This is a genomic window from Streptomyces sp. JNUCC 63, from assembly GCF_054366325.1.
Window position 1 is genome coordinate 1,600,457 of sequence record NZ_CM135963.1, and the last position, 22,799, is coordinate 1,623,255.

Below are 22,799 nucleotides of genomic sequence, written 5' to 3' on the forward strand. Positions count from 1 at the left end.
GGAGCCGACGATGACCGAGACCGTGACACCGCCCGCCGCCGGCCGCTGCCCCGTCGCGCACGGCTTCGACGCCATGAGCGACGACTACTACCGCGATCCGTCGACGCACTTCGCCAAGGTGCGCGACGAGCACCCGGTGTTCTGGTACCCGTGGCTCAACGCATGGGTGGTCACCGGGCGCGAGGACGTCCTTCGCGTACTGGCCGACTGGAAGGAGTTCTCCTCCTCCGGCAACACCGCGACGATCGAGGTCCCGGAGAAGCACCGCGACGTCGTCCCGCAGGGCCTGATGTCCGAGATGATCGTGGGCACGGATCCCGATCTGCACACCGTCCACCGCAACGCGGCGCTGCGCGGATTCACCCAGGACCGCATGGAGGCGCTGCGCCCGCAGATCGAGGAGCGCGCCCACCGCATCCTCGACAAGATCGAGACGCAGGGCTCGGCCGACCTCATGGAGGAGTACTGCCTGGAGCTGACCACCCAGACCCTCCTGGCCCACCTGGGCCTGGGCTGGGAGCACGACGCCATGATGCGCCAACTGCGCGGCGACATGGGCCGGGTGCTCTCCTCCGCCCAGGAGGAGATGCCGGCGGAGATCTTCGACGAGGTGTGGGAGCGGTTCGCGTCGTCCTTCGCACGGCTGCAGGCCGTGGTCGCCGAGCGCCGCGAGAACCCCGGCGACGACTTCATCAGCGACATGGCGACGCAGCGGACCAAGGACGGCGCGTACGTCCTGACCGTTCCGCAAGTGGCTCTGCATGTGTGCGAGTTCGCTCTCGCCGGTGCCGACACCACCGCCCAGGCGATGGCGAACGCCGTGCTGTTCCTCGGTGACAGGGCGCACTTCATCGAGGAGGCGCTGGAGGACCCGGCGCTGTGGGCCAACGTCTTCGAGGAGACCGTGCGCCGCCGCCCGTCGTCGCCCTTCGCCTCCCGCAAGGCGATGCGCGACATGGAGATCTCCGGCGTGAGGATCTCGAAGGGCGAAATGATCTGGGTCTCGCTGGCGAGTGCCAACACCGACCCCGCCCACGTCGAGCGTCCCTTCGAGTTCGACATCCACCGCGAGGACCCCACCGACCACCTGGCCTTCACCGCCGGCCGGCACACCTGTCTCGGCCAGGCGCTGGCCCGTGTCCAGGGCGCGACGGGACTCAGGGTGCTCTTCGAGCGGCTGCCCTCCCTGCGCCCGGCCGACGAGGTCCCGCTCGACTTCGCCAGGATGGCGCTGCTGCCGGTGCGTCTGTCCCTGCCCGTGGTGTGGGACGTCGCCGACGTCGAGCGTCAGAAGAAGCGCGTCAAGCGGGAGATGGACCTCGTCCTGACCGGCAAGGAGAAGGCGGCCGACGGTGTCGTCGCGCTGCGCTTCGCCCACCCGGACGGCGATGCACTGCCGGACTGGGAACCCGGCGCGCACGTCGACGTCCGCGTGCCGGTGGACGGCGGCGTCCTGGTGCGGCAGTACTCCCTGTCGTCGTCGCCGTCGAAGCCGCAGGAGTGGCGGCTGGGCGTCCTGCGCGAGGCCGACGGGCGGGGCGGCTCGCGGGCGATCCACGACCGGTTCGAGGTCGGCGCGCGCGTCCGGCTGGGCTGGCCGCGCAACAACTTCAGGTTCGTGCCCTCCCCGCACTACGTCTTCGTCGCGGGCGGCATCGGCATCACCCCGATCCTCCCGATGATCGAGAAGGCCCAGGCCGAGGGCGCCGAGTGGGAGCTGCACTACGGCGGTCGCACCCGCTCGTCCATGGCGTTCCTCGACGAGCTGGAGAAGTACGGCGACCGGGTGAAGCCGGTCCCGCAGGACGAGTGCGGCCATCCGGACCTGCCGGGCGTCTTCGCCGCGGTCCGGACCGACACGCTCGTCTACGCGTGCGGTCCGGAGCCGCTGCTGAAGGCGCTCGAAGACGCCCTGGCGCACTGGCCGGCGGGCACGCTGCACACCGAGCGGTTCGCGCCCAGGAAGGTGGTGCGCGACGCGCCCGACGAGGCTTTCGAGGTGGAGTTCGCCCAGTCCGGTGTCCGGGCCCGGGTACCGGTGGGCAAGTCCGTCCTCCAGGTCGCCGAGGAGCACGGCATCACCGCGCTGTCCTCCTGCAAGGAAGGCACGTGCGGCACCTGCGAGACGCGGATCCTGCACGGCGCCGCCGACCACCGCGACTCGATCCTCACCCCCGCGGAGCAGGCCGCCGACGGCACGATGATGATCTGCGTGTCCCGCGCGGCCACAGGCTGCCCGCGCCTGGTCCTGGACGCCTGAGCCGGGATCAGGAACCCGACGGCACGGCGGACGGCGCCGGAACCCGGTGCGTCCGCTCCGGCTTCCCCGTCGTGCCGGCCGGGCGGGCGGCCTGTCGCCCGCCCTGGTCGCCGTGAGCCGGAACACCTGGGGCGACCGGCCTCGGCCATCGGCCCCGGTGCCGGGGCAGACCCCGGCCGGCACGGCACTCGCCCAGTTGGGCATCGCCTGGACGGAGGTGGTACCGACCGGGCAGGTCCAGCGGCCGAAGCGCTGCGCGGAACACACGTGCATCGGGGTCTTCCGGGACGCCTCGAAGGACCGCAGCCGGCGCCGGTGCTCCATGCGCGTGTGCGGCGACCGCACCAACTCCCGCCGGTACACGGCCCGCCGCCGGGCGATCACCGCCGGCTGACGGGCGATAACGGCATTCGACCGCGGTCAGTCGCTCGCCAGCGGGTTCGGCAGTGGCTGGTAGCGGGCGGCGGCGCCGTCGGCGCCCGTCCAGCGCAGCAGGAGGTTGGTCTTGCCGGGCAGGGTGTGTGAGGTGAGCAGGGTGGGGATCTCGGGCAGGGCGTGGCGGGCGAGTTCGCGGCGGACGGCGGGCCAGGGGTCCAGACCCGGGTGGCGTTCGGCGAGGGCGGCGGCGATCTCGCCGAGGTGGTTGACGACCAGGCAGTAGACCAGCCGCTCCCATCCGGCGGCCCGGGTGACGTCCGGCAGCAGCTTGACGCCCTCGGCGTCCCGGAACAGCGCCTGTACGGGGATGCCGGCGGCGTCCACGGCGACCAGGGAGTTCTGCAGGTGGGCCTCCAGGACGACGCCGTGCCGGGCGAAGACCCCGAGGGCCGGGGGCACGACCTGGCGCAGATACGCCTCCCACCACACCGCCGGGTCCGCCGGGCCGTCGAGCGGATTGCCGTCGAAGCCCTCGGCGAGCGCGGCGGTGAGCAGCGGGGTCGCGCCGGGCAGCACATGCCGGCCCAACCCGTCGCGGACGACGACCGCCAGCTCCTCGAAGGCGAAGGCCGCGGTGCGGTAGCCGCGGTCGCTCAGCCAGGCCGCCGGGCCGACCAGCCCGGCGAAGGCGGTCGTCACCGCCGTGTCCGTACGGCGCAGCCTCAGCAGGTCGTGCCGCCACAGCCGCCGTACGTCGTTGGTGATGCGCACGTCCAGGCTGAACTTCAGGAAGAGATCCGCACCGGGGACCTGGACTGTGCGGACCGCCGCCGTGGGCCACACCTCGGCGGCGGTCGTGCCCAGCCGCAGCAGCCGGCCGTCGGCGAAGGCCTCGGCGAGGTCGCGGCCGGCCAGGTCGAGCTGCCAGGGGTGGGCGGGCAGCAGGCGGTAGCCGGGCGGGGCCTGGCCGAGGGCGTCGAGCGCCGAGGTGTCGCCCTCCTCGGCGACCATGTCCTCGCGCACTCCGAGCAGCACCAGCGGAAAGCGGGCGTGCGCCTCGGGCGCGTACGGCAGCCAGGAGGCGACCGGGCCGCCGCCGCGCGCCTTGGGCGCCGGGTGGTACGGGTGGCCGGTGACGAGGGCCTGCTCGGACCGGATGTACGGGTCGCCGGGCACCGGCGCCCGGTCACGGGCGGCGAGCAGCGCCGCCACCGCGACCCGGCTGTCGATCATCTCGGCGGGCAGCTCGTCGTTGGACAGGCCCGTGTGCCGGCGCAGCTCCTCGGCCACGAGTTTGACCAGTTCCGTGTGCCCGATGCGCTGCCAGCCGTCCGCCACCCGGATCTCGGGCCCGGCGGGCCGCCGCCCGACGCCGACCCGGAGCAGCCGGCCCCCGCCCGGCAGCCGGTACACCCGCCGCCCGTCCGGATCCGGGTACGGCTGCGCCACCTCCCGGATCAGGCAGTTCAGCAGGGGCGCGGCCGCGTACGCGTCGGCGCGCTCCGCGACGTCGTCGCTGGGAGACGTGGGCTCCATGCGTTCCATTCGGTCGATACGTCCACACGGTGCGAGGGTGATCAGTATGTCGGCCCGGCGCGCGTTAGCGTGACGCCCGACCCGTACCGGAGGAGGCCGATCGTGCACCGTCCCCCCACCGCCGAGGCCGCGTTCGCCGATGAGCTGGCCACCGTACGTCCCGACCTCGTCTCACGGTACGCGGCACAACTGTGCGGCGCGCGGGCCGCCGTACTGACCCGGCTGTGGCGCGCGCTCGCCCACGAACCGCTGCCGTGGATCACCCGCCGGGACCGGGCGCGGGGCGGGCTGGTCCTGCGGCTCTCCGACGGCCGCGGGCTGCAGGGGCCGCCGGCCGACCCGTACGCCACCTCCGCGTACGTCACGGTCGTGCGCCTGGGCGAGACGGACTACGACGATCCGGCGCGCCTGATGACGGACCTCGCCGTGCCGCACGGCAGTGCCCTCGCCGCCGAACTGGCGCACAGTGCGGCCTCGTTGGCGTTGTCCCGGGCCGATCAGCCACCCGACGGCGAGGCTCACCCGAATGAGTGGCCGGTGGCGGACTGGCAGTGGGAGCAGCGGGTGGTCGACGGCCATCCCTTCCACCCCAACTGCCGTTCCCGGCCCGGTTTCTCGGTGGCCGAGCAGCTCGCGTACGGGCCCGAGCACCGGCCGTTGGTCGAGCTGGTCCTGCTGCCGATCCCGGTGCGGGAGTGCCTGGTGAGCGGGGAGTGGCCGAAGGACCTGCGGGACGGCGGCCGGCTGCTGATCCCCGTGCACCCCTGGCAGGCGGCGCACGTGCTCAAGCCGCCGTGCGGGGAGGGTGTGCTCACGGCGCGCCCACTCATGTCCCTGCGCACTCTGGCCGTGCCCGGCGGGCCGCATGTCAAGACCGCACTCACCGCCCGGCTGACGTCCTCGGTGCGGGACATCTCGGTCGGCTCGGTCGCCGCCTCCGCCGCTCTGTCGGCCTTCGCGGTGGACCTCGCGGCCCGCACGGACGGCCTGCTGCGCATCACCCGCACGCTGGGCGCGGCCGCCGCGGGCTCCCCCGACCTGGCGACCCTGTGGCGCGAGTCACCCCGGACGTACGTCTCGCCCGGTGAGTACGTACTGCCGGTGGCGGCGCTGCCCACCACCGGTCTGGCCGAATCCCCCGACTGGATGGCCGAGTTCACGCGCCTGGCGCTCACCGTGTGCCTGCGTCTGCTGGAGTGGGGCGTGGCCCTGGAGGCACACGGCCAGAACCTCCTGGTCGTGCTGTCCGAGTCGGGCGCACCACTGCGGCTCGTCTACCGGGACCTCGCCGACATCCGCGTGAGCCCCGCCCGGCTGGCCCGACACGGCATCCCGGTACCGGAGTTGCCCGCCCGCAACCTCACCGACGACCCGACCGCACTGCGCCGCAAGCTGTTCGGCTCGCTCGTGGCGGGGGCGCTGGCCGGTACGGCCGGGTCGTGGGCCGCGCTGCGGGCGGCGCTGGAAACGGCCGTACGGGACCTGCCGCGCACCCCGGATCTGACGGCACTGTGCGAACAGCCTCTGCCCACCAAGGCGTTGACGCTGATGCGGCTGTCCCCCGGGACGCCCGGCGACCAGTGGGCCGGGCTGCCCAACCCGCTCGTTTTGGCCCCCGGCCCGTCGGATCAATAAGATCCGCCGATGATCACAAGAAAACGGCTGGCGGCAGGAGTCTGTGCTCTGCTCGCCGCCCTGACGGCCGGGATGGCCTTCCCCGCCGGCGCGGTCGCCGACGAGACGGAGGGCCAGGACGCCCCGAAGGTCGAACTCGTCCTGGACGTCAGCGGTTCGATGCGTACGCGGGACATGGACGGCGGGTCGCGGATGGCCGCGGCCAAGCAGGCCTTCAACGAGGTACTCGACGCGACCCCGGAGGAGGTCCAGCTCGGCATCCGCACCCTGGGTGCCAACTACCCCGGCAACGACCGGAAGACGGGCTGCAAGGACACCGCGCAGCTCTACCCGGTCGGCCCGCTGAACCGCACCGAGGCCAAGGCGGCGGTGGCGACGCTGGCGCCGACCGGCTGGACCCCGATCGGGCCGGCGCTGCTGAAGGCGGCCGACGACCTCGACGGCGGCAACGGCCTGCGCCGGATCGTCCTGATCACCGACGGCGAGGACACCTGCCAGCCGCTGGACCCGTGCGAGGTGGCCCGCGAGATCGCGGCCAAGGGCATAGGCCTGACCATCGACACCCTCGGCCTGGTGCCGGACGCCAAGACCCGCGACCAGCTCATCTGCATCGCGGAGGCAACCGGCGGCACCTACACCTCCGTACAGCACAAGGAGGAACTCAGCGACCGTGTCGGCCAGTTGGTCGATCGGGCCGCCGACCCGGTGGTGACGCCGGTGGCCGCGGAGGGCGCGACCGAGTGCGCGAAGGCTCCGACGCTCAAGTCCGGCCTCTACACCGACCGTGAGGAGTTCGGGCAGCAGCGCTGGTACCGGGTGGACGTCGACCCGGGCCAGGAGCTGCGGGCCTCGGTGAGCGTGGCCGCCGACCGGGCCGTCGCCCCCGACTACGGGGTGCTGGTGCGCGCCGTGACCGAGCACGGACGGGAGATCGTACGCGGTGAGGCGGCGGGCAACGGCCGCACCGACGTGATCTCCTCGGGTCTGCGCTACCCGAAGCCCGAGAGCGACGACGAGAGCGCACCGGCCGAGACGGTGTGCCTGCAGATCACCAACTCCTTCTCGGCGGCCGCCGGGGTGAAGACCACGCCGGGTCTGCCGCTGGAGCTGACCGTCGACGTGGTGGACGGTCCGGGCAAGTCGAGCGACGTGGCCTCCTTCGGTCTCGGGCGCGGCTGGTGGCTGCTCGGCGCGCTGGTGCTGACCGGCTTCCTCGCGGGGCTCCTGTGGGGCTGGGTGTCGCGCTGGCGGGTCGCGGTCTGGAGGACGAACTGATGCGAATCACACGTGTGTTGGGCGCCGCTCTGCTGGCGCTCGGGCTGGCCGCGGGTCCCGCGGCGGCCGACTCCTCGCCGTCCGCGAGCCCGTCGGACGACGGCAACGCCCCCACCCAGGCGGGCACTTCGTTCCGTACGGCGACGGAGATCGAGCAGGGCCGGCAGGCCACCGCCGGCGGTTCCACCGGCGACTACATGTACTGGTCGTTCGCCGCGGACGCCGGGCAGCGCCCCGCCGTCAAGGCGACGGTGAAGCTGCCCGAGTCGCACGCCTCGCAGACCTGGCAGATCGACGTCTACGACGGTCTGCGGCGCCGCCAGTCCTGCCAGTACGGCGCCCAGACGCGCACCGCCGCGCAGGGCACGGCCTCCGTCGAGCTGGCCTGTGTGCTGCGCACGGTCCGCGCCTGGTCGGAGCCGTGGGCCAACGACCCGCTGCCGGGCACGTACTACATCCGGCTCACGGCGGTCGGCCTGCAGCCCTCCGACCTCGGTCTGCCGATCAGCGCCGAGGTGAGGGCCGACTCCAAGGACATCGGCGGCGCGGCGGCGGTCGACGGCTCGCTCGCGCAGCCGCTGACCCCGGGCATCGCGGTCAAGTCCGAGCAGTCGGGCAGCGACGGCGAGGACTCGAAGAAGCCGGCCGTCCTGTCGGGCATCGAGCCGGACGGCGGCTGGTCCTCCGGCTGGTGGTCCGACCGCTGGGTGTGGACCGGCATCGGCGGCGTACTGGCCGCGCTGGCGGGCATCGGCGGCTACGCCCTGACCCGCGGCTCGGGCCGCCCGTCACGGGTGCCGCCGGGCTACTGACGGCTCCTTGCTGCCCAGTTGGCCCGCCCCTGCGTTTCTCGGGGGCGGGCCTTCGACGTTCCGGCTCTCGGGTCGGACCTTGTCGGTGATCAGGCCCAGAAGTGCATCGGTCCGATTCTGTTCATCCCACAGGACGCCTTGAGCGAAGAAGTGGGCCGCTTCGATTCCTGTCCGGTCGTCGATGTGAGAGCGGTTCGGCTCGACCATCACTACTGTGCCGGAAGACTCGGCGTGCCCGGTATCGAATTTCCTCCCAGGACCCGGGCAGCACCGCGCGACATCGACTCCGTCCGACGAAGGGATACATCCCATGGAACTGGCCCAGACCGTGGCCCGGCTCGACCGGTGGCTGGAGGAGCACGCCCCGGGCGACTTCCGGCAACTCGCCCCGCCCGCCGAGCCCGCACTCATAACGGCTGTGACGGAGAACCGGTTCGAGCTGCATCCGGACATCCGGTCCTGGCTCGCGCTGCACGACGGCTCGGCCCTCGACCCCAGGCTCGCCGCGGGTGCCTTCGTGCCCACCGACTTCCCGCTCCTGGGGGCCGTCGACATGCGTAACGGACTGCGGGACATGGAGGAGGAGGTCGCCCGGGCCCAGGAGGAGGGCGAGGCCGAGTACGTCGTCGGCGTGATGGCGGACGTGCGCTGGCTGCCGGTGGCGCTGAACCACACCGGTGGACAGCTCGTGGTCGACCACCGGGAGGGCCCCGGTTTCGGCGCGGTCCTGGAACTGGACCCGTCCATCGACGTGAATGGAGTGAAGCGCTGGGACAGCCTGTCCCACCTCTTCGACTCGGTCCTGGACGCGCTGGTCCATGGCACCCCGGTCACCACGGCCAGCGGTGCGCGGAGCGTCCCACGCATCGAGGACACGGGGAACTCGCTGCCCCACGTCGTCTGGGACATCTACTACGGCTGACCGGTCGGGCATGACCGCGGGCCCGCACCGAGTTCGGTGCGGGCCCGCGGGTCGTGACCTGACTGTGGATCAACCCCACGTCCTGCGGCGCGTTGTTACGGCCGCGGGCGCACGATGCACACGTCCGTCAGGGTGCACCCCTCGACGTCGGGCACGTCCATGTAGAAGGCGTCCCCGTCAGCGACCCGGGCCTTCTTGTAGAACCCGGAGAGACCGGGACCGCGGCCGCCGTCCATGTTCTGATCGCCGGGCATGGTGGCACGCCCGCAGGGTTCGTTCCAGGTCGGCGGGTCGTAGTTGTCGTCGTCGAAAAGGCGCCAGGTCTTGTCCGGCAGTTGCTTGGCGTACAGCTGGGTGCACACGGCACCGCTGCGCACCGGCAGCCACTGAGCGCCGCTCTCCTGCGTCGCCGCGAACGGGAACTCGTCGCACTGGAGGCGGCCCTTCGAGTCCGGTGTGGCGTCGTTGTGCGGGACGAAGGCGCCCGCGCCGGTCTTCCGGCAGAGCGTGTTGCGGTTGTACTCCTGGGTAGCGGTGTCCGCCAGACGATGCATCGGCTTGCCCCGGGACCGGCTGCCCGGGTGGGTGGCCATCTCCTCACGCATCACCCAGTAGTAGGCGGCTGCGGCCGGGTACCGCTTGGTGTTGGTCTCCCAGGTGGGCACGTGCTTGCGGAAGACGCAGCCGGTGGAGTTGGGCACGTTGACGGAGTTGTCACACCTGACCTGCCCCCAGAACACCCAGCTCGGCTCCTTGGTCTTGACCGCCCCGGCGGCAGCGGGGCCCGCGGCGGTGAAGTCGAGGAAGGTGCCCCGGTCGAACTCCTCCGAGGTACCGGCGGTGGGCGTCTTCCAGGTGAAGGTGCGGGTGGCCGACACCCAGTGTGTGTCCACCCCGGGTGCCCATACCGTCGGACCGCTCCACGTCCCGTTGTACGTCACGTCGCAGTCCGGGGTGCAGACGGCGTCCCAGTAGCTCAGGGTCACCGGGCCCAGGTCGGCGTCGATGGACAGGGGGCCCATGAACAGCCTCTCCCGGAAGGAGCCCTTGTTCTCCAGGAGGATCTCCTCCCGCACCATGAACACGGCCGTGCCGATGGTCTTGCCGTTGTGCTCCCAGCGGACCAGCACGGCGAGCTTGTGGCAGCCCTCCCGGCGGGTGATCGTGTAGCCGGAGACATCGGCGTTGTCGCACCACGACACCAGCGGGGCGTCCAGGGCGGCGGCGCGGGCCAGCGACCGCTGCTGCTGAGGGGTGGCGTACTGGTCGATGTCCGGGTCGAGCGTGACGCACTGCCGGGTGCCCTGGTGATCGGTCTCCCGGCAGGTTTCCTTCGGCACGGCCGACCACAGGGAGGGGGAGACCACGCCGTCGGGGGAGGACTGCTTCTGCCGGTCGGTGTCCTCCCACTCGGGATCGGGGGCGTTCTCGTCGGCGTCCGGGATGATGATCTCGGGGGTGGTGCTCCAGTCGCCCGGCTCGAAGGCGACGGCGTCGAAGGCGACGTCCTTGTCGCCAGTACCGTCGGCGGTGATCGTGCTGAGCTTGACCTCCGGCGTGATGCCCTTCGTACGGTACGCGCCCAGGTTCACCCAACGGTTGCCGTTGCCCGGCTGGGAGACGGTCTTCGTGGACCAGCCGTTCTTGGTCTTGATCTGGTATTCGGCCTGGGTGGTCTGGGCACCGTGGTCGGGCAGGTGGACCCAGACGCGTGCGTCCTTGTCGAGGGTCCGGCCCAGCTTCCAGTCGCCGGTGATCTTCAGTCGGTTGCCCTTGGCGTCGTCCTTGCGGGTGTGACCGAACCAGAAGTGGCCGCCGAAGCCGGCGCCGAGCTGGTGGAGGTCGACTTTGGAGGGGTAGACGCTCTCGCTGCCGTTGTTGCCGAACTCGAAGGAGAACGTGCCGCTGTTGGTCCAGCCACTGTTGTCGCAGCCGGGCCGGTGGACGGCGGTGCCCTGGGGCACGTCGTCGACGATCAGCGCACCGGATGGCAGACCAGTGGTGGTGCAGACGGGCGGGTAGGCGGTGCCATCGGCTTCCTCACCCATGCTGGTGGAGAACCGGATGAACTCGTAGCCGCAGGTGTCGACGCAGTCGGGCTTCCAGGTGACCGGCTCGTGCCACCAGCACATGAAGTCCTCGCGTCCGCACGGGCCCGAGGACCCGTTGTCGTTGGTGGCGCCGTCGGAGATGCGGCCGGGGAAGCAGTCGTTGGACGTCGGTACACAGAACGCGTCCTCGGGTGCCTTGAGGCGCGCGCGGTTGTAGAAGGCGCTGCCCTTGGTGGAGACACTCTCGCCGGTGCCGTTCCAAGTGGCGGGACGGAACGCCGGCACCATCACGCCGGGGGACTCGAGGAAGGACGGCGGGTGGGCGGCGAAGCCCAGCACCTTTTCCTGGTAGGGCCAGTTCTGTGGGCGGGCTGCCGCGCTGGCGTCCTCACCGCCGGCGGCGTTCTCCATGAACGGCAGTCGGCCGGCGTCCCACTCGGGATTGGCGGGGTTGTTGGCCCAGCCCAGACCCCAGGGTGAGCCGTCACCCTTGTTCGGGTGGAAGCCGGAGTTGTATGCCCACACCGCGAAGTACCAGTTCTCAGGACGGCCGGTGGTGCCGTGGTTGGCGATCAGGCCGGCGGCCCTGGTCTCGTTCCACTTGGAGACCAGGATCTGCAGACCCGCGGCGATGTTGGCCGTGTAGTCGAGCGCCGCGGCCCGTTGCTTCTGGTAGTCCCACGCGGCGCCGCCGTGACCGTCCTCGCGGCCGGCCAGTCGCATGTGGTCGGTGACCTGTGTGATGCCGTAACCGCAGTCGGCTTTGGCGAAGTCGATGTCCCAGTCGTTGGAACTGTCGCCGTCGTAGAGGTTGATGCCGTAGTAGTTGCCGATCAGCGGGTTCGCGGTGACCCCGGGCACGGCCTCGCGGCCGGCCTGCCACATGTTCGACTCCTGCGTGGTCACACCGAGCATGACCTGCGCCATGGCCCGGCCGCCGCCCTCCAGGGCGGGGTTCAGGAAGAGGCTCTGCGGCGAGTAGGCCGGCATGCCGAGGTTCTTCCAGTTGGCAGGCCGGGAGATGTGGGTGTTCAGATAGCCTTGAACCGCTTGGTCGACGGCCCACTCCACCTGTCGGGGCTTGGGCTGCATTGCCTGGTTGCCCGGGTCGTTGCGTGGCACCGAGCAGGTCCGTTCGTCCTCCACCGGGTCGCTCGGGGAGCTTGCCACGGTCGCGGCACGATTGACAGTACCGCTTTTGACGGCCTTGCCGTTCCGGTTGCCTGCGGAGGCGTGCAGGCCGGGAGACAGCGCGCGTCCCTGATCGGCGTGGCGCGAGGAGACCTTCGAGGTGATGACTCGCAGGGTGCGAGTCCGGTTGGAGTCCCGGACCGTCAGATCGAGGTCGACGGGTCGGGCCGTGCCGCTCTCACCGGGCTGGAGCAGTGTGCCCTTGCCGTCGGCCCACCGCTGGTGGGAGACGAGCGTCACGCCGAGCGTGGACACCTGGGCGTCTTTGCCGGCCTTCGGTATGCGGCCCACGCCGGCCGGGGCCGCGTTCCGAGGGGCCTTGCTGGGGCCCGTCACATAGACGGTGTCGCTGCTGCGGGTCACGCCGAGTTGGGTGAGCGGGCCATCGGCCACGGTGACCGGGCGGGCCTTCGCCGCGTCCGGCCGATTCAGCGCCGGGGCGCTCAGGTGCCGGGCAGTGGCGGTGGTGCCCCGGTGGTCGAGGTAGAGCAGGCCGCCGTGAGCGTCCGGGGTGAGGCGGAAGGGGACGCCGTCGGTGCGGGCGACGACGGTGGCGCGACCGGTCGTGTCGAGCGAGATCACCTGGGCGCCGCGGGCGGCGAGGGTGGTGCTGCCCGGACCGGGGACGGCTGAGGTGACCTGGCCCTTCACCAAGGTGGGCGGGCCGGTTCGCCCGGTGCGGGTGTCCAGGCGCAGCAACCGGGTGCCGGGCCGCTCGTCGGTGCCGGACTGGGTGAGCACGGCGGTGTCGCCGTTTCCGCAGCCGGGGTTGTAGTACGAGAGCGAGGACAGTACGGGTAGTTTGCGCACCGCGCCGGAGGTCAGGTTGACCACGGCGGTGAAGCCGCCGCGGGCCATCAACTCCTGCTTGTTGGTGAAAGTGCGCGGCGCGTAGACGACGACGGCGTGGCGGCCGGAATCGGTCACGCAGGCGTTGCCGATCCATGCGTCTGCGTCGAAGCCGGGCTCGGCGAGTGTGGCCAGGTTCTTCCACGCGTAACCGGATGAGCCGGACGCGGTCAGCAGGTGGAAGCCGTCGGCATCCCCGCTGGTCGTCCAGGCGACGTCCTGCGAGGACTGCCACCGCTCCCCGAGAAACGCGGAACGCTCGGCCGCAGGAACGGAAGTGGGGTGCGATGACGGAGGTGGCGCGGATAAGGCGGGTGGGGCCGAAGGCTCGGACGCCCCCGCAGATGTTGTGGAGAGGACCCCGCTCAGCATCACGGCGGCCGTGAGGGCCGCCCATGATGCCCGGGGTCTGAACAGACGATAACGCACGGCATACTCCAAGGACATGGGCCGGCCCGCCATCGCAGGGCGGGCCCGCCGGGCGTGGGCAGGACGCAGGCACCCGTGTACCGGGCACACGGGTGTGGAGCTGTTCGAACGGACGGGGTGACAACAGGAAGAGCGGACCCGGGAACCGGCAGGGAGGCCGCGCATGGCGGGCTCCCGGGGCTCACCGGGTCAGGGCGCCGGTCGGACGAGGCCCGGAGCCGGGTTGGCCGCAGAGACGGTGGCGATACGGGCGGCTGTGGCTGTCATGGACTTCTCCTGAAGACGAGTCGGCCCCGTGCATGCGACAGCAGGGCCCGGGCCGACGGTGAGTGGACCAGTCGTCTCGGGAATTGTTCGACCCACCGGCGCGGTATATCGCGGTACCTGTCTGCCCGCCGTGTGGGTCTGCCGACTTTGGCAGGCGCGCCGTGATGGGCGTGGTACACCGCATGTCGCCTCTCCCTCCCCGTGGACCGCCCCAGGCGGGGGCGGTGGACGCCCTGGCCCCCGGCACCCGCGCTGATCTTAGTTCTCTACCAATGGGTTAACCAGGAAAAAATATGTTGAGCATTTGCGGGTTTGCCTGAATAAGAGAGGTTGATACGTGTGGCATTTATGCGGAAATGACAAAAGATTGGCCGAGATTGTTTGCGTATTTTTCTTCGCTCATTGACGATGCAGGGCACTCAATGGCGCGATGCCGGCGAGCGGGGTGTGCGGGTGTGTCGAGGCGGGTGGGCGGTCTGTGTGCGTGTGTGTGCCCGGTTGGCGCCCACATCCGGCGCTCCGCAACGTGGGCGATGACCACCTCGGCCACCTTGGCGAGCGGCCAGCGGCGTACGGAGATGTCCTTGCAGCGCAGCCGTACCGCTTCGGGCGCCGAGGGAAGCGAGCTGGTCTTGCCGTCCGCGAGCTCCCCGATGCAGGGGGCGGCGCCCGAAGCGCGACGTACGGTCAGGCTGAAATCGCCCTGCCTCGATACCCCCTTGACGTGGACTCTTCATCTAACTGATGATCAATCTCCCCTCCCCGGGGGCGAGTCCATGACTGAACGGCACGGGAGGTACGGCGACACCATGAGACGGTTCCTGATGAAGGCCGCGACGATCACGGCCGCTGCGATGTCAGCCACACTCATTCCGCTGGCGGGCACCTCGTACGCGGCCGCCAGCTGTAACGGCACTTACTGCGACAACCTCGGCCCGGTGACGTACGGCTGCGACGGCGACGCCGTCACGAAGAAGTCCGTCAGTGACGGCGTCAGCACGGCCGAACTGCGCTGGTCCGCCAAGTGCCTGGCAGCCTGGGTTCGGGTCAAGAACCCGACCGGCGGCTACTGGTGGAACCACTACGGCCACATCGAGAAGCACAACGGCGCCGGGGGCCCGCTCGTGCGCAGCTTGTCCGTCAACATTCCCAATCCGGGCAGCGACTGGTCCAACATGCTCGGAGGTAGCACCTACTACTACCGTGTCTGCATCAGTGACCAGGGCACCAACGACATCTACTGCAGCGGTTACTTCTAATCGGCCCCGGCACACCGCAGGAGTCGCCCGGATCTCCAGCTGAATTGATCTGAGACGCCTTCTGCTTACCGCTCAGCAGGATTGATCACCCGGACACTCTTGTTCGGGTGATCTCACGGTTGCTCGCGCAGCCACGCGACCAGGGTCTGGGCGGGGCGGTCAGGCAGGGCGTCGATCCGCTCGTCGGTCTCGGCGTCGATGATCACGGTGGCGTAGCGGTGCCGGCGCCTGAGGGCGAAGTCGTCGATGCTGAGCACGCGCGGGACGCGCGGCGGCGGTACCGCCCTGCGCATGAGCATGCGCAGGGCGGTCGAGCGGGAGATCGCGCAAGCCGGCACGCGGGAGATGCGGGCGCCCGCTCGGCCCGCTAACTCCTTTACCACAGAGGTAAGTTGGTCGGCCAAGTCGCTGGTGCGACGCTGGTAACGCTCCACGACGCCGGGCACCTGCTCGCGAAACGTCTGCCGCGGACAGCCGAGCACCGGGCACACCAGTCGCCGCAACATCACCGAGACGACGACCCGTCGTCCGCCCATCGGCACGTCCGCGACCCTCCGCCCGTGGAACCCGTGCCCTCGCCCTGTCGGCGTCCCGCATACGGGGCACGGCACCGGATCATCCCGGGTCCGCGCCGACACCCGGACAGGTCACCCTCGTCCGCCACACCCTCGACGAGCAGCGCCGATAACCCCGAAAACACCACGCCTACAAGCTCATTGCACGAAAGACGACCGCATTACGTCGGCTCCCCGTTGGCCTCGTCGTAAGCCGCGCGCGACTGGGCGATGTACACCCGGTTGCGCTCGGCCCAGTCCGTCAGCCGTTGCAGGGTCTCGTGCAACTCACGAGCGACGGGGGTCAGCTCGTACTCGACCTTCGGCGGCACCGTCGGGTACACCGTGCGCGTGACGAGCCCGTCGCGCTCCAGGTTGCGCAGGGTGAGGGTCAGCATGCGACGGCTGATGCCCTCGATGCCGCGTTCGAGTTCGGTGAAGCGGATGGGGCCGTGAGCGGCGGCGACGAGGATCTGCACGCTCCATTTTCCGGCGACCCTGTCAAGAACTTCGCGGACCGGGCACGCGTGCGCGTTCACGGCCTGGACGGTAACACCGGTGTTCCTCTGGGACATCGAAGTGCCTCCTTATGCCGCACCCCATGGTCACTCACGATGTACTCCGTTACACATCGTGCACCTGGGGTGCCCTTGCAGAATAAGGAGGCCAGAAGGCCATGTCGACCGCGGTTACCTCACCGACGCACACGCCGCCGCACCGCACGTACTCCCGCTGGGCGTCCTTGACCGTCCTGTGCGCGGGCACGCTGATGACGATTCTGGACGGCAACATCGTCACCGTGGCGATGCCCGCGATCCAGAACGACCTGGGGTTCAGCGGGCCGGGGCTGGCCTGGGTGGTCAACGCGTATCTGATCCCGTTCGGCGGGCTGCTCCTGCTGGTCGGCCGGCTCGGGGATCTGGTGGGCCGCAAGCGCATGTTCGTCTCCGGGCTCGCCGTGTTCACGGCGGCTTCGGTGCTGTGCGGGATCGCCACCAGCCAGAGCGTGCTGATCGCGGCACGGGCCGTGCAGGGCGTGGGCGGGGCGATGACCTCGGCCGTCGTCCTCGGCATGCTCGTCACGCTCTTTCCCGAGCCACGTGAACGGGCCCGGGCCATCGCGGCGTTCAGCGCGGTGGGCGCGGCGGGCGGTGCACTCGGCACGTTCCTCGGCGGAGCGCTGACGCAGACCCTTGGCTGGCACTGGATCTTTCTGATCAACCTGCCGATCGGCGTCGCCGCCTGGCTCGCGGCGGTCCGGGTGCTCGCGCCGGAGACCGGAGCCGGACCGGGTCACGGCGCCGACGTCCCCGGGGCGGCCCTGGTCACCGGTGCGCTCATGCTCACGGTTTACGTCATCGTCGGCTCAGGCGACCGGGACCTGACCTCGACCGTGCTTCTGGCGGCGCTCGCCCTGACGTTCTTCGCGGCATTCACTCTCCGGCAGGCATGGGCGGCACGTCCGCTGCTGCGACTGCGGCTGCTGCGCTCCCGGCTGCTGAGCGGCGCGAACGCCGTACAGATCCTCATGATCGGCACCATGTACGGCTTCCAGTTCATCGGCGCGCTCTACCTCCAGCGTGTCCTGGGCTACGGCGAGTTGGCAACCGGCATGGCCTTCCTGCCGGCTCCGGTGGCGATCGGGGTACTGATGCTGGGCCTGTCGGCGCGGCTCGTCGGCCGGTTCGGCGCGTACCGGGTATTGCTGACCGGGTTGGTGCTGATCACCGGCGGGATGGCGCTGCTGAGCCGGGCGCCGGCCAACGGCTCATATGTCACCGACGTGCTACCGCCGTTGCTGCTGCTCGCCACGGGGTTCGCGGCCGCGATGCCCGCGCTGACCGGACTCGCCATGGCGGGGGCCGCGCAGGAGGAGGCCGGCCTGGCCTCCGGTCTCTTCAACACCACACAGGTGGTGGGTGGTTCGCTGGGACTGGCGGTACTGTCCACGCTCGCCGCCACCCGCACCGACACCCTGTTCGGCCACGGCGCGGAGCTGATCACAGCCACGGCAGAGGGCTACCAGCTGGCGTTCCGGGTGGCGACGGCTTTCGCGGCGGGCGCGCTGGTGCTGGCAGCGGTCGTGCTGCGGGCCCGGCGCGACTGAGGTCGGCAACCGTGGTGGTGCGCTGGACGCGGGGGCACAGGTTTCTCTCTACTGCGATGCGCCGGGGTCCTGCGCGGTTTCCCAGCGGAAGGAGGCGAGGGTGACGTGTTCCTCGTCCGGTCCGGCGTCGCCGTCCTCGTGGTCACCGCTCCGCCGGCGGCGGGCCAGGTGTCCGAGGGCGACGATCCCGCTGAGCAGCAGCCCGATCAGGCAGACCAGGCCGAGTGCGAGTCCGGCCGTGACCAGCAGGCCGAGTCCGGCCAGGTGCACCATGATGTCGCCCAGGTCCATGCATCCACACGCCAGCATGCCGCTACGTTCCCCGCGCACGGCGCGGCCGTAGTGCCGCGTGGCGGATCCGTGCTCCGAAAGTGCCTGTTCCGCGATGTGCGCGCAGGAGCTGTGGGCGCGTGGGTCCGCCGGGTCCTGGGCCGTGGGCTCGTAACCTGTGACGTATGGGTGATCTTTTTCTGGTCCGGCACGGGGAGACCGAGTGGTCGCGGTCCGGGCGGCACACCGGGTGCACGGACGTGCCGCTGACCGAGCGCGGCCGGGAGGAGGCGCGGCGGCTGGCGCCGTTGATCCGGTCGCACCGGATCGGGGCGGCGTTCGTCAGTCCGTTGCAGCGGGCGCGGGAGACGGCCGAGCTGATCGGGGTCCACGACGCCCGGGTCGACGCGGATCTGCGGGAGTGGGACTACGGCGGGTACGAGGGCGTCACGACTCCCGAGATCCAGCGCACCCGGCCCGGCTGGTTCCTGTTCACCGACGGGGTGACGCCGGGGCCGCCGGAGCATCCCGGGGAGACCGTGGAGCAGGTCGGGGAGCGGGCCGACCGGATGCTGGCCAAGGTGGACGCCGCGTTCGCCAACACCGAGGGCGTCGTGCTCCTGGTGGCGCACGGGCATTTCCTGCGGGTGCTCACGGCCCGGTGGCTCGGGCTGGCACCGTCGTCAGGTGCGCTGTTCCAGCTGGCCACGGGGACGGTGTGCCGGCTGGGCACCGAGCACGGACGTCCGGTGATCGCGGGGTGGAACATCCGGCCGACCCCCTCGCCGTGAGCGGTGTCGGGCTCGTTGTCAGACCCGGGTCGTACTCTTCGAACGAGCTGGTCCGAACTGATCGACGACTTGGGGAGGGGTACGCCGTGACACGACCGCCGACCGCCGCGCAGCGCCGCGTCATCGACGCCGCCGACCCCGTGACCGGGCGGCTCAGGGGGACGGAGGCACAGCTCACCGCCCTGGTGAAGCGGGGGCTCGCGTTCCGGCACCCGCGCCCGCCGCACGACCACTTCCTGACCCCGGCGGGGCATCGAATACGGGAGACCGAGGAGGAGACCGAGGCTTCCGCAGCCGGAGATGCGTCCCCCGTCAGCGGTGTGTTCTCCGCTCGCGTCGGCGGTGAGGAAGAGGCGTACGACCGTTCCGCGCGGGGGCGCGAGGTGCACAGCGCCTGGCAGGGGCTGCTGGAGCTGCGCCGGATGACCAATCCGGACGGTGCCACCGACCGGCCGTGCGGCTGGGAGCGTGCGCATCTGGTGCGGGCAGCCGCGCTCGCCCTCGAGGCGGCGGGGCAGCAGCCGGAAGGACCGGACTCGGGCGGCTACCGGGTCCGCGCGACCCCGCAGCCGGAGGCGGTCGCCGTGTACGGGCCGGACGGCGCGGCGCTGCGGGCGTGCGCGGCCACGCTGGAGCGGGCGGGCTGGCAGGTCGGGGAGTACACGGAGCCACGGACGAGGGTCCGGTATCTGCTGGCGTCACCGCGCAGGGTGTGAGGGACATGCCAACATCGGTGATGCGAGTGACGTGGGAGAAGGGGATGCCGTGAGTGAGCCGTTTTCCGTCCGGGTGACCGTCCGCGGATACGAGACCGATGTGCAGGGGCACCTCAACCAGGCCGTGTACCTCAACTACGCGGAGCACGCCCGCTGGTCGTTGCTGCAGGCGGCCGGGATCAGTCAGGCAGGGCTGATCGCTCGGGGCGTGGGGCCGGTGGCGCTGGAGACGACCGTCCAGTACCGGCGGGAGCTGCTGGCCGGCGACGAGGTCGACGTGACCTGTGCCTTCGAGTGGGGCGGCGGGAAGACGTTCCGAATGCGGCAGACCATACGCAAGACCGACGGCACTGTGGCGGCCGAGCTCACGGGAGTCGGCGGGCTGCTGGACCTCACGGCGCGGAAGCTGGTCGCGCATCCCGAGGAGTACTTCAAGGAGTTGGCGTCGGATCCCAGCCTCTTCGGACTCTGAATTGAACGGCCGGGCGGCGGTCGTGCCGCGCCCCCGGCGGGGCTGAGGTCACCGGTGCGCGGCCGCCGGGAATTCGGTCGCGCACCGTCTCGGTCACCTGCGATGCTGCTGCCCCATGGCCAGACGACGCAGCAAGCCCAGCCTCTACATCTCCGTCGACATCGAGGCCGACGGTCCGATTCCCGGCCCGTACTCCATGCTGAGCCTCGGCGCCGCGGTCGCCGGAGTGCAGGACGCCGGCGGTTTCACGGCCGCCGACCCCGAGCAGCACACCTTCTACCGCGAACTCCGGCCCATCAGCGAGGAGTTCGTGCCCGAGGCGCTGGCCGTGAGCGGGCTCGACCGGGAACGGCTGAGCCGGGACGGCACCGAACCGGCCGCCGCGATGGCCGAGTTCACCGGCTGGGTGCGGGAGGTCGGCGCCGGCGCGCAGCCGGTGATGTGCGGCTACCCGGCCTCGTACGACTGGACGTTCCTGTACTGGTACCTGATCCGTTTCACCGGCTCCAGCCCCTTCGGACACTCGGGCTGCATGGACATGAAGACGCTGTACGCGACGAAGGCCGGGCTGCCGCTGCGGGCGGTGGCGAAGGGCACGATGCCCCGCCACCTGCTCTCCAGACGCCGGCACACCCACCACGCCCTCGACGACGCCGTCGAGCAGGCCGAACTGTTCGCCAACCTCATGGCCTGGCCGGGTCCTGCCGACCCGGCACCGGAATCCGTCAGCCCTGCTCGGTGATCCGGGCCAGGCGCTGTGCCTGGGCGCGGGTGGAGCGGGCGATGGTGTCCTCGTCGGCGTGCAGCAGGCGGCCGTTCTCGACGATCTGCCGGCCGCCCACGAAGGAGGCGGTGACCGGCGCGGCCGCGCCGAGGACCAGGGCGGTGACCGGGTCGGCGATCGAGGCGTGGGCGAGGGTGTCGAGCCGCCACAGCACGAGGTCGGCCAGCTTGCCCGGCTCCAGGGAGCCGATCTGGTCGGCGCGGCCCAGGACCTGGGCGCCGCCGTGGGTGCCCAGGCGCAGTGCCTGACGGGCGCTCAGGGCGGCCTCGCGGTGCGGGCCGAGCCGGTTGATCAGCAGTGCGTTGCGCAGCTCGGTGTGGAGTTCGCCGGACTCGTTGGAGGCGGTGCCGTCGACACCGAGTCCGACCGGGACGCCGGCCGCCAGCATGTCGGGCACCCGTGCGATGCCGGCCGCGAGGCGGGCGTTGGACGAGGGGCAGTGCGCCACGCCGGTCCTCGTGCGGGCGAAGGCGGCGATGTCGGAGTCGTTCATGTGGACGCAGTGCGCCATCCACACGTCCTCGCCGAGCCAGCCCGTGGACTCGAAGTAGTCGGTGGGGCCCATGCCGAACCGCTCGTGGCAGAACTTCTCCTCCTCCCTCGTCTCCGAGCCGTGCGTGTGCAGCCGTACGCCGAGCCGGCGGGCCAGTTCGGCGCCCTGCTTGAGCAGGTCGGTGGTCACGGAGAACGGTGAGCAGGGGGCAACGGCCACCTGGGTCATGGCGTCGAAGGAGGCGTCGTGGTGCTCGTCGACGGTCGCCTCGGTGGAGGCCAGCGCGTCGTCCAGGCTCTCCACGGCGAAGTCCGGCGGCAGGCCGCCGTCCGACTCGCCGAGGTCCATGGAGCCGCGGGCCAGGGTGAGGCGGACGCCCGTCTCGCGGGCGGCGCGGATGATCGCGCCGGACAGGTCGCCGGAGCCGTGCGGGTGGACGTAGTGGTGGTCCACGGCGGTGGTGACGCCGCCGCGGGCCATCACCGCCAGCGAGCCCTGGGCCGCCGCGTACACCATCTCCTCGTCGATGCGCGCCCAGGTCGGGTACAGCGCGACGAGCCAATCGAACAGATTGTGGTCGGTGGCCAGGCCCCGGGTGATCCACTGGTAGAAGTGGTGGTGGGTGTTGACCAGACCCGGGGTCGCGAGGTGGCCGGAGGCGTCGATGCGGCGTACGACGTTCTCCAGGCCCTCGGGGGCCCTGCCCGCGCCGAGCGCCTCGATGCGGTTGCCGGCGAGGACGACGTACCCGGAGCCGTACTCGGTGTCGTGCGCGTCGACCGTCGCGATCGAGCAGTTCTCGATGACGATGCGCTGGACTGCTGCCATGGTTCCCTCCTTCTCCCTCAGTGGACCGGGATCCGCGCCTCGCAGCCGTCCCGGAGCACGGTGGCCTCGATCAGGCCGTAGGGGCGGTCGGCGGCGAAGTACACAGCTCCGTCGGAGGTGTCGTTCTTCAAACCGAACGGCTCCAGGTCCACCAGGAAGTGGTGCTTGTTCGGGAGGGAGAAGCGGATCTCGTCGATCTCGCCGCGGTGGTCGATGACGCGTGCGCCCATCCGGTGGAGCGTCTGCTGCAGCGAGAACGAGTACGTCTCGGCGAAGGCCCGGAGCATGTGCTTCCTGGTCTGCTCGTAGGACTTCTCCCAGTCGGGCATCTCCTGCTCGTCGTCGGTCCAGTTGAACCGCCAGCGGGCGGTGACGTCCGTGGCGAGGATGCGGTCGTACGCCTCCGGGAGGGTGGTGTACTTGTCCTTGATGTAGCCCCAGAACTCCGAGTCGGTCGAGTTGAGCAGCGTGAGGTCCTGCAGGCCGGAGATCACCTCCCACCTCTCGCCGTCGTAGGTGATCTGCGCCAGCCGGGTCTCCCGGCCCTCGCGGACGAAGGAGTGCTCGGCCTCGGTGGCGTCGGAGGTCTCGATCCGCTCCCAGGCGTACTCCTCGACGCGGATGCGGGCCCGGTGGATCGGCTCCTGCGAGGTGACGAAGTGGCGGGCGAGGTGGATGCCGAACTGCTCGGCGGACTCGATGCCGTACTCCTTGGCGAAGGCGAACACCGTGTTCTTGGTGGTGTCGGTCGGCAGGACGTTGGCGTTGGAGCCGGAGTAGTGGACCTCCTCCATGTCGCCGCTCAGCGCCACGGACACGTTCAGGTCCTTGATGTGGTGGGTGGCGCCGTCCCGCGTGACCCTGACGACTCGGGTCTCGGCCTTGCCGTACTGGTTCTGTCCCAGAATCGTGGGCATCTC

18 protein-coding genes and 1 pseudogene are annotated in these 22,799 nt (G+C 70.8%); 12 read left to right on the plus strand and 7 right to left on the minus strand.

Annotated features, from left to right (window positions below; translation table 11 throughout):
* Positions 1-10: 10 nt before the first annotated feature.
* Positions 11-2,260, plus strand: a complete 2,250-nt coding sequence (locus ACX25U_RS07210; RefSeq protein WP_454389729.1) for a cytochrome P450 — start codon at positions 11-13, stop codon at positions 2,258-2,260.
* A 112-nt stretch (positions 2,261-2,372) separates the two neighbouring features.
* The gene (locus ACX25U_RS07215) at positions 2,373-2,654 is read left to right on the plus strand and encodes a CGNR zinc finger domain-containing protein (RefSeq protein WP_454389731.1); all 282 of its coding nucleotides are present in this window, start codon (positions 2,373-2,375) and stop codon (positions 2,652-2,654) included.
* 26 nt (positions 2,655-2,680) lie between these two features.
* Here the strand turns inward: ACX25U_RS07215 and ACX25U_RS07220 are convergent, their stop codons facing one another.
* Positions 2,681-4,183, minus strand: coding sequence for an IucA/IucC family protein (locus tag ACX25U_RS07220; protein WP_454389733.1), 1,503 nt, complete (start codon positions 4,181-4,183; stop codon positions 2,681-2,683).
* 93 nt (positions 4,184-4,276) lie between these two features.
* Between ACX25U_RS07220 and ACX25U_RS07225 the strand changes: the two genes are divergently transcribed.
* The 4 genes from ACX25U_RS07225 to ACX25U_RS07240 all read left to right on the plus strand — a co-directional run bounded on the left by ACX25U_RS07225 (position 4,277) and on the right by ACX25U_RS07240 (position 8,818).
* Entirely contained in the window at positions 4,277-5,809 is a 1,533-nt protein-coding gene (locus ACX25U_RS07225) for an IucA/IucC family protein (RefSeq protein ID WP_454389735.1), read from the plus strand.
* Between the two features lie 9 nt (positions 5,810-5,818).
* Positions 5,819-7,084, plus strand: a complete 1,266-nt coding sequence (locus ACX25U_RS07230) for a VWA domain-containing protein (RefSeq protein WP_454389737.1) — start codon at positions 5,819-5,821, stop codon at positions 7,082-7,084.
* Positions 7,084-7,896: a hypothetical protein gene (locus tag ACX25U_RS07235; RefSeq protein ID WP_454389739.1), complete on the plus strand. Its 813-nt coding sequence runs from the start codon at positions 7,084-7,086 to the stop codon at positions 7,894-7,896. The genes ACX25U_RS07230 and ACX25U_RS07235 overlap by 1 nt, the downstream gene beginning before the upstream one ends.
* Positions 7,897-8,206: 310 nt before the next feature.
* The gene (locus ACX25U_RS07240) at positions 8,207-8,818 is read left to right on the plus strand and encodes a hypothetical protein (protein WP_454389741.1); all 612 of its coding nucleotides are present in this window, start codon (positions 8,207-8,209) and stop codon (positions 8,816-8,818) included.
* A 95-nt stretch (positions 8,819-8,913) separates the two neighbouring features.
* Here the strand turns inward: ACX25U_RS07240 and ACX25U_RS07245 are convergent, their stop codons facing one another.
* Positions 8,914-12,987 carry a golvesin C-terminal-like domain-containing protein gene (locus tag ACX25U_RS07245; protein ID WP_454389743.1) on the minus strand — a complete coding sequence of 1,358 codons (4,074 nt, stop codon included), beginning with the start codon at positions 12,985-12,987 and terminating at the stop codon, positions 8,914-8,916.
* A gap of 1,427 nt (positions 12,988-14,414) precedes the next feature.
* Here ACX25U_RS07245 and ACX25U_RS07250 point away from each other — a divergent pair.
* Positions 14,415-14,864, plus strand: coding sequence for a DUF2690 domain-containing protein (locus ACX25U_RS07250; RefSeq protein WP_454389745.1), 450 nt, complete (start codon positions 14,415-14,417; stop codon positions 14,862-14,864).
* Positions 14,865-14,980: 116 nt separating this feature from the next.
* On the opposite strand, the pseudogene ACX25U_RS07255 reads toward ACX25U_RS07250, so the two are convergent.
* Positions 14,981-15,567, minus strand: a pseudogene (locus ACX25U_RS07255) (transposase family protein); the annotation flags it as partial.
* 33 nt (positions 15,568-15,600) lie between these two features.
* A complete protein-coding gene (locus tag ACX25U_RS07260; RefSeq protein WP_454389747.1) occupies positions 15,601-15,993 on the minus strand; it encodes a winged helix-turn-helix transcriptional regulator in 393 nt (130 codons plus the stop codon).
* A 101-nt stretch (positions 15,994-16,094) separates the two neighbouring features.
* On the opposite strand from ACX25U_RS07260, the gene ACX25U_RS07265 reads away from it, so the two are divergent.
* Complete coding sequence (locus ACX25U_RS07265) at positions 16,095-17,525, plus strand: MFS transporter (protein ID WP_454389749.1); 1,431 nt, start codon at positions 16,095-16,097, stop codon at positions 17,523-17,525.
* A gap of 48 nt (positions 17,526-17,573) precedes the next feature.
* On the opposite strand, the gene ACX25U_RS07270 is transcribed toward ACX25U_RS07265, so the two are convergent.
* A complete protein-coding gene (locus tag ACX25U_RS07270; RefSeq protein ID WP_454389751.1) occupies positions 17,574-17,855 on the minus strand; it encodes a hypothetical protein in 282 nt (93 codons plus the stop codon).
* A 125-nt stretch (positions 17,856-17,980) separates the two neighbouring features.
* Between ACX25U_RS07270 and ACX25U_RS07275 the strand changes: the two genes are divergently transcribed.
* From ACX25U_RS07275 to ACX25U_RS07290, 4 genes are all read left to right on the plus strand, one after another.
* Positions 17,981-18,586, plus strand: coding sequence for a histidine phosphatase family protein (locus ACX25U_RS07275; RefSeq protein ID WP_454389753.1), 606 nt, complete (start codon positions 17,981-17,983; stop codon positions 18,584-18,586).
* An 86-nt stretch (positions 18,587-18,672) separates the two neighbouring features.
* Entirely contained in the window at positions 18,673-19,302 is a 630-nt protein-coding gene (locus tag ACX25U_RS07280; RefSeq protein WP_454389755.1) for a hypothetical protein, read from the plus strand.
* Between the two features lie 49 nt (positions 19,303-19,351).
* Complete coding sequence (locus ACX25U_RS07285) at positions 19,352-19,774, plus strand: acyl-CoA thioesterase (RefSeq protein WP_454389757.1); 423 nt, start codon at positions 19,352-19,354, stop codon at positions 19,772-19,774.
* 115 nt (positions 19,775-19,889) lie between these two features.
* Positions 19,890-20,516 carry a 3'-5' exonuclease gene (locus tag ACX25U_RS07290; RefSeq protein WP_454389759.1) on the plus strand — a complete coding sequence of 209 codons (627 nt, stop codon included), beginning with the start codon at positions 19,890-19,892 and terminating at the stop codon, positions 20,514-20,516.
* Here the strand turns inward: ACX25U_RS07290 and ACX25U_RS07295 are convergent.
* The gene (locus tag ACX25U_RS07295; RefSeq protein WP_454389761.1) at positions 20,500-21,879 is read right to left on the minus strand and encodes an 8-oxoguanine deaminase; all 1,380 of its coding nucleotides are present in this window, start codon (positions 21,877-21,879) and stop codon (positions 20,500-20,502) included. The two genes, ACX25U_RS07290 and ACX25U_RS07295, sit on opposite strands and share 17 nt — an antisense overlap.
* 17 nt (positions 21,880-21,896) lie before the next feature.
* On the minus strand, positions 21,897-22,796 hold the full coding sequence (gene pucL, locus ACX25U_RS07300; protein WP_454389763.1) for a factor-independent urate hydroxylase: 900 nt from the start codon (positions 22,794-22,796) through the stop codon (positions 21,897-21,899).
* Between the last annotated feature and the right edge of the window lie 3 nt (positions 22,797-22,799).